At 39.8% G+C, this 7,196-nt stretch carries 10 protein-coding genes; 5 read left to right on the top strand and 5 right to left on the bottom strand.

The window, feature by feature from the left end:
• Positions 1 to 336 precede the first annotated feature (336 nt).
• From GT674_RS16190 to GT674_RS16205, 4 genes are all read right to left on the bottom strand, one after another.
• Positions 337 to 1,758 (bottom strand): GH25 family lysozyme, encoded by a 1,422-nt coding sequence (locus tag GT674_RS16190; protein WP_161286619.1) that lies wholly within the window; start codon positions 1,756 to 1,758, stop codon positions 337 to 339.
• 53 nt (positions 1,759 to 1,811) lie between these two features.
• A complete protein-coding gene (locus tag GT674_RS16195) occupies positions 1,812 to 2,105 on the bottom strand; it encodes a phage holin family protein (protein WP_192926064.1) in 294 nt (97 codons plus the stop codon).
• A 2-nt stretch (positions 2,106 to 2,107) separates the two neighbouring features.
• A complete protein-coding gene (locus GT674_RS16200) occupies positions 2,108 to 2,410 on the bottom strand; it encodes a hypothetical protein (protein WP_173903141.1) in 303 nt (100 codons plus the stop codon).
• 90 nt (positions 2,411 to 2,500) lie between these two features.
• Positions 2,501 to 3,046, bottom strand: coding sequence for a hypothetical protein (locus GT674_RS16205; protein ID WP_161286621.1), 546 nt, complete (start codon positions 3,044 to 3,046; stop codon positions 2,501 to 2,503).
• Positions 3,047 to 3,362: 316 nt separating this feature from the next.
• On the opposite strand from GT674_RS16205, the gene GT674_RS16210 reads away from it, so the two are divergent.
• Positions 3,363 to 3,635, top strand: coding sequence for a hypothetical protein (locus GT674_RS16210; RefSeq protein ID WP_161286623.1), 273 nt, complete (start codon positions 3,363 to 3,365; stop codon positions 3,633 to 3,635).
• A gap of 197 nt (positions 3,636 to 3,832) precedes the next feature.
• Here the strand turns inward: GT674_RS16210 and GT674_RS16215 are convergent, their stop codons facing one another.
• Entirely contained in the window at positions 3,833 to 4,051 is a 219-nt protein-coding gene (locus GT674_RS16215) for an XRE family transcriptional regulator (RefSeq protein ID WP_161286624.1), read from the bottom strand.
• A 173-nt stretch (positions 4,052 to 4,224) separates the two neighbouring features.
• Here GT674_RS16215 and GT674_RS17535 point away from each other — a divergent pair, with 173 nt between their 5' ends.
• The 4 genes from GT674_RS17535 to GT674_RS16240 all read left to right on the top strand — a co-directional run bounded on the left by GT674_RS17535 (position 4,225) and on the right by GT674_RS16240 (position 6,833).
• Positions 4,225 to 4,674, top strand: a complete 450-nt coding sequence (locus GT674_RS17535; protein ID WP_243149177.1) for a helix-turn-helix domain-containing protein — start codon at positions 4,225 to 4,227, stop codon at positions 4,672 to 4,674.
• Positions 4,675 to 5,050: 376 nt separating this feature from the next.
• Positions 5,051 to 5,350 carry a DUF2442 domain-containing protein gene (locus tag GT674_RS16230; RefSeq protein ID WP_161286625.1) on the top strand — a complete coding sequence of 100 codons (300 nt, stop codon included), beginning with the start codon at positions 5,051 to 5,053 and terminating at the stop codon, positions 5,348 to 5,350.
• 20 nt (positions 5,351 to 5,370) lie between these two features.
• Complete coding sequence (locus tag GT674_RS17835) at positions 5,371 to 5,601, top strand: hypothetical protein (RefSeq protein WP_330585633.1); 231 nt, start codon at positions 5,371 to 5,373, stop codon at positions 5,599 to 5,601.
• 539 nt (positions 5,602 to 6,140) lie between these two features.
• Positions 6,141 to 6,833 carry an NYN domain-containing protein gene (locus tag GT674_RS16240; protein WP_161286626.1) on the top strand — a complete coding sequence of 231 codons (693 nt, stop codon included), beginning with the start codon at positions 6,141 to 6,143 and terminating at the stop codon, positions 6,831 to 6,833.
• Positions 6,834 to 7,196 lie beyond the last annotated feature (363 nt).

The raw sequence follows: 7,196 nt of genomic DNA on the forward strand, positions 1-7,196 counted from the left end.
CCGTCCTTTTAGTATGCCCGCCTACCGGAGGGCATCTTTCATTCAAGAGTGCTCCGTAGGAGCAGTTTCCTATAAAGCAAAAAGAAAAAGCCCTGAAAAATTCAGGACTTTTGAGGTGCCGCTGGCCGGACTCGAACCGGATTCTTTGAAAATCCGCAAACACCAGTAAATACAAGAAATTCTCCGAAAGCCCTGTAAAATCAATACTTTTATTATGTTCCGCGTTACAAGATAATGTACAATAAAACATAGAAACTGCACACTGGTTCTCACGAAAGTTCACACGAAAATGATGATACAATATGCTCCCGGCAGAGGGTACCTGCCGGGATTTTTTTATACCCTGGTAATGTAACGAGCTGCCACAAATCCGTAGTACTTATTTACAATACGGACATAATACCAAGTACTGCCATCAGCAGCCTTGATTGTATCGCACACATCAATAAGATTATGCTGTGCAAGATACGGGTATTTTTTGATGGTTGGATTCTCTTTGCCTGGCCAGGAACGGACGTTGAGCTCGGCGGTATTGACCATGCCCACCCATTTCGGAACTTTGCTAAGCTGCACTGCAGTCTCTGTGGATTTCTGGTCTTCTGTTGTACCGTAATCGATCCATACGTAGCCATCAATCGCAGAATCTGTGAGTTTATATTTCTTATTGCGGCACGCTCCGCCGTTTGCCACAACACCTGGTGCGCTGGATGTATTGCCTTCATTGGTGTAGACGTAGGTTGCGTCATACGAGTTTACGGATCCGATGTGTGAGCCATTCCGGAAGATGATCAGCGCACCTTTCTTTGGTGTGCTGTGCCAGGTTCCTTTCTGTTTGGCATGACGGGTGACACTCTGGCAGTTGTAGAAGCCGCCACCCATGATCTGAAGGGCTTTGGTCAATCCAAACACTTTGACCAATTTCCAGAACTGGTAGACCGCACACCACGGCTGCCCCTGGCATCCCGGCTGATTCCAGTTATTTACATCACGGGCAAACTTGGTGTAGTTCTTGTCACCAGCGTTCTTGGTAAAATCATCCAGATAAGCATTACTTTTTTTCTCCAGATATGGTTTTGTGCCGCCATTGTTGGCGTAATAATCTCCAAGCTTGGTATGTTCCTGTAATTTGTTCACAGTTGTTTCCTCTTTCTTCTCAATTTCTTCGGAGTAATCCTTATAAAATACGTTGCGATCTACAGTTCCGCTGATGCCTGGAATCTTGGCTTTTGAGCTATACTGCCAGCCCACGCCAAAATCTGGTCGGAGTCGTTCCTGAAGCCATCCGTCATCGTTAGCCGGATAGCGGGCAATCCAAAAGTCATACTTTTTCAGATGACTGCAGATCACGTTCTCGTACCAGTCCACATTGCAATAGATAGCAAATTTATATCCCGCTGCCTCTACGATCTCGCGGAAGGCATCTGCCATCTTGTGGATGCTCTCGGATCCAAGAGATCTCTGATTGTTGTATTCCAGATCCAAGAATACCGGAAACTGGATCCTGCGTCCATTTAATGTACTTACTACCTTACGGGCTTCTCTCTGGATCTCTGCGATCGTCATTGCATAGGAGTATTTGTAAACACCGACAGGGATGTTATATTTGTTGCATCCGGCCAGATTGTTTTCAAACTGCGAATCAACAACATTGCCAGCTTCTGTGATCCGGAGAATTGCAAATCCCATTCCGTAATCTGCGGCTGTTTTCCAATCAATCTTGCCCTGCCAGGCTGATACATCAATACCTTTAATTTCCATGTTTTTACCTCCTGCTTTCATAATGAGAAAAGGGATGATCTCTCATCCCCAGGTCACTCGTCTTTGTGTGTCTGTTTGATCAGCTGGTTGACATATGTAGAAAGACCAGCTACCAGGATTCCCTGTACGATAGCCGTGAAGATTGCCATCACAATATCCTGTGGTGTCCCCAGCGTGGTTGTAGCAAATACATACATTGCGCAGATCACAACGCTGATCCCGCCAAGAATAAGCGGGATGTACTTATCTTTTACTGCCTGCGCCTGCTTGAGTGCCATGCCTACGAAATATAAAGCAATAGCTACTACGATGAGTTCCGGTTTTACATAATTTGTAATCTGTTCCATAATCATTCTCCTTTTCTTTTAATATGTAGCTCTTCGATTTCCTGTTTCATTTTGGTCACCATGCCGTTTCCGCCTAGTTCGTGATATGCTGCATACATCTCGCAGTAATTCTGGTAAGCATATGACGGGATGGTTCCAAGGGCTGTATACTTTGCGTGATACTCTATGAGCTGGACGCGAAGCAGAAGCATCGTTCCTTTGCTGTTAGCGTCTCTGTCTTTTTTCTGATTTTTCAGGAGCCAGACGATGTAGCCTAAGAGTACCGGTAATACAATAGTATATGTCTGGATAAGTATTTCTTTCACTATTCCACTCTTTCTCCGGTTGCGCCGGCGCAATTTTGTATAAAAATAAGAGCCTTACGGCTCTGCTCTGATTTTCTTCATATTTTTCCTCTACAAATCTATTTTTTGGATTAATTGGTACAGGGCATTTCCAAATTCTTCTGGAGATCCGGTATAACCTGCCTTGGCAGCACCAATGTAGATGCTTCCAGCAATGTCTACTTTCACACCTTTCAAATCATAACAGTACATTCCGCCTTTTTCAGTTATATATAAAGCGTTTCGCATCTTCGATGGGGTAAGTTCTTCCTGCTCCTCGTTAATTCTGCAAAGACGCAATGATGCATTGGTAGAATCTTTTCCTCGTATAGATACTTCTTCTCCCAGATCATACATATACACATCTTTGAGGGATACCGTTACTGTAGTCGCAAATCCGTAGCTTTGGAAACCTATAACCAGGCTGGTCGCATCATTTGGAATCGTATATTTCAAACAGCATATTTTTTCACCATCCCAAACCTCTGATTTATCCTGAGTATTTGCATACAAACGAACTGTATTAGGGTTATCTGTATTTACACCAATTCCAAACGCATAGTTTACCCATCCATTCGAAGAACTTCCCATTCCTGTTTCACCATTGGAAAATTCCATCAATGTACAGCCCAGTTCTATCGTATGTCCTCTCAGAGCAATGACCTCATCACCCGTATATTTATACTTTGTTCAACCCCATACGTTTGTATGAGATACAAGAAAATCATATGTCTTCCAACCGTTCTTGCTAGAAGGAGTCATTTTTGCCGTCATTGCTGAGGAATTATTAAAATTAGTTGGAAAAATGTTTGTATACCATTTTTTTGAAATCTCATCTGAATGTTCTCCAAGATCAATCAGGTATGCATTCTTAAACCTTACCGTTCCATTGAAATATTGACCATGCCTAATACTTAACCTAAGGAGAATGTCCATGGATAAAAAAACTTTTGAACATTTTAATTTCATCCCTGAGTTTCCCGATTTTCCTGATCCATCCTCAATCGCTGGAATTTCAAAAGAATCATTAAAAGAATTTGAAAAATCCGAAGCTTACAAAAAATATGTACTTCCTACTCTTGAACGTGAAAAACAATTAAAAAGGCAAAAACGCTCAGAATGGTTCTGGATCAAAGGATTATTAATACTCAACACTATTTTCGCTGGAACTTCTGCTATATGTGCAGTCATATCATTGTTAAAATAATTAATAACAACACTGTGTCCAGAACTACAATAGCCTGTAGGGATGTCTGCGCCTTCCGTAATTTCTCAATATTCTCACTGGAATGCGCTTCCATTCCTGCTGTGTAGGCAATAAGCTCGTTTCTCTCACTTTCTGTCATGTCTTGGTATCTTACCTTATTCGTTTTCATTTCACTCCTTTTTAACATTAATTCTCATTTATGCGACAAATTGACTAAAAAAAATAGCATTCACTTCATCACGCGAAAGATTTAATTCTTTTGAAATCAAATCCGCTTCTTTAATCGTAATTGACTCCCCGTCAGCATTGAATTTCCTGTATAATATGGCTCTATCAATTCCAATTAGTGCCGCAAGTTCAGAAGTATTTAAGCCGCATTCTACTATTTTCCCTTTTAATCTATTTATATTTACCACTGTATGCCTCCTTTCTTTTTCTCATATCTGCGACTATAATTACATTATCACAACCATATTTCTTTGTCAAGCCACTTTTCGCATATTTGAGAATATTTTCGCATATTCATTATTTATATGTTGCAAATTTGCGATTTATATGTTACTATACCTAACGTAAGGAGGATATTAATATGAATACAGGAGACAGAATAAAGCAACGTAGATTAGAGCTTGGACTTACTGCTGATGATTTAGCCGAAAAAATTGGAAAATCTCGTGCAACAATATATAGATATGAAAATGGAGATATTGAAAATATGCCCACTCCCGTTTTAGAGCCTCTAGCCAAAGCCCTAGATACTACTCCTGCTGATTTAATGGGATGGCAGTCTTCTTCAATTAGTCCTTTGCACAATAATATTCGTTGTGAAAATGTAGCAGAATCCGAGTTAGTTCTCTCTTATAGAAAGTTAAATAAACCCAACCAGTCCAAGGTTCTCACCTATTCAAAAAGTCTTCTCTCCGCTCAGCAGATGGAAGAAGACGTTCTCGCCGCCCATGCCCATACAGACGTTGAGCAGACACCGGAGGGTGTTCAGCATGATCTTGATATTATGGATGATGATTCTATGTGGAATTAGATTGTATTCGACCGAATACGCAGATACTTTGACAATATAATATACTTACCAGGGCAACTGGGAGGATGCGGTACCACTCCGTTTCTGAGTCTTGCAGAAAGGAGTGGGGCTTATGAGTACATATGAAGAATTTATGATTATCCTGAACACAGGACTTTTAATCGTAGCTATTCTGAATCTGAAAAATAAGAAATAGCATCCCCGCTCTGGTCAAGTAGGATGCTATTTCTATAACTCTTATTACACCAGAAACGGATAGGTTTCAGCTATCGTTCCAGTTGTCTTGTTAAGTATATTATACAAATGTTCAAAATATTTGTCAAACCATATTTTGTTTATGAACTTTGAAAAGGGAGTTTTATTATAAGGAGGAATCATGTTTGAAGTAAATGGAATTTTGTATGCAGGTTCTGCAAAAGAATTATTGAAAATACAGGATGCAAAGGTTACAGGAGAGAAAATGTTGCTTCTTACTTTCTCTTCCGGTGAGAAAAGAGTATTTGATGCTACTGTTTTAAACGAGGAAGTATTTACTCCTTTAAATGATCCTGATATTTTTAGCAATTTCAAGATTGTCCATGGAGTTGTTACGTGGATGGACGAGGAGATTGACTGTGCCCCGGAATATATGTATGAACACAGCTATACCTATCCATCCTTAAAATCCGCAATTTGATTTTAAAAGGGGTGATCCCGTTGAATTACGAACAGTTACTGACTGCTGCCGATCAGAATGGTCTGGCAGTAAAAGAACATTCTCTGACAGATCACGACGGTCTGCTCAAGGGTAAACGGATAGCAATCCGAAAAGATATAGAAACGCAAGCTGAGAAGTCTTGTGTGCTTGCCGAAGAGATTGGACATGATCGTACCAGTTCCGGGGATATTTTGGATCAGGATAATATTATGAAACAGAAGCAGGAATAGCGTGCCAGATTATATGGTTATAACCTCAAGATCGGATTAACCGGTCTGGTCAGAGCCTATGAAGCTGGGTGCAGAAACCTATATGAGATGGCAGAGTTTCTGGATGCTACAGAAGGATACCTGAAAGAAGCTATTCGGTGCTACAGGTCCAAATACGGCGTGTGTGCTGCTATTGATAATTATGTTATTTATTTTGAACCGTTCGCGGTTATGAAATTTGTTACTGCTGAATGCATCGACAATAAATTATCGCCAACCGCAAATGACTATTTCAAACGATTATTTTATATAACATAACTATATATTGTATTTCAATCTTTCGTTCACCCTACATTCTGTATAGGGCATTATATTATATACTTATATTAAAAAAAGTCAATACTATTATTCAAAAAAGTATTGACTTTTTAATAAAACAGTACTAAGATGAGGTTGTAATCAAAGATTACCTTGTTAATAATGCTCTAGGTTGTACGTCTCTCAGCATATGGGAATGACCGAACCCTAGAGCTTTTTCCATTTTAAGAAAGGAATTACATATGAGAAAGAACAATACTGTAACGCATTTAAAAACAGCAATTCTTGTTGATGGAGGCTTTTATAGACGAAGAGCTCAATCTGTTTTTGGAGATAAAACTGCTGAAGAGCGTGCAGTTGAATTAACCAATTACTGTAAGCGTCACTTAAATACCCATGGGGAAGATAATGATCTGTATAGAATTTTCTATTATGACTGTGCTCCTTCCAAGAAGCGTATCTATCACCCTTTTCTAAAACAACAAGTTGATCTTGGAAAAACTGATTTATTTGAATGGACTACTACTTTTTTGAATGAATTAAAAAAGAAAAGAAAGTTTGCTATTCGTTTAGGAAAGCTTGCAGAAGAGCAAGCACACTATACGATTCGTCCTGAGGTAGTAAAAAAATTATGTAATGGAAAACTTAATTTTACAGATTTGCAGGAAAAAGATTTCTGCTTAGAGATTGATCAAAAAGGAGTCGATATGAAAATAGGATTAGATATCGCTTCTATGGCTTATAAACAGCAGGTTGATCAAATTGTTTTGATTTCCGGAGATAGCGACTTTGTTTCTGCCGCAAAACTTGCTCGTAGAGAAGGTATCGATTTTATTCTAGATCCTCTAGGTGCCGCAATAAAGCCAGATCTTTTCGAACATATAGATGGATTGAGAACTTGTGACAAATTGTACACTACTCACTCTCAAAGATAATTCATAAATAAAAAACCGGCTCCCGCGCCAACAGGAACCGGCTCAGATCTCCGAAGAGATACTCTTTCGACGAAACATATTGTATCATCTTCGGAGCAGACATACAACCAGAACATTTGTGTGTCTGTTATTTTTGTACCCAATTTTAGGAAAGGAAGATGATATTATGGCAACTGCAAAGAAATTACCATCCGGATCATGGAGGTGTCAGGTTCTCTCTCATACCGAAGAATACAGTGAACTACTCGGCAACAAGTTACCAGAGCATGTGAACTACTCGGCAACAAGTTACCAGAGCATCTGAAATCTGGCGGGATACCGCCTTTTTTCAGGGTGCGTCCATGACACCAATACTGCTTGCCT

The organism is Blautia sp. BIOML-A1 (assembly GCF_009883055.1).
Lineage (GTDB): Bacteria > Bacillota > Clostridia > Lachnospirales > Lachnospiraceae > Blautia_A.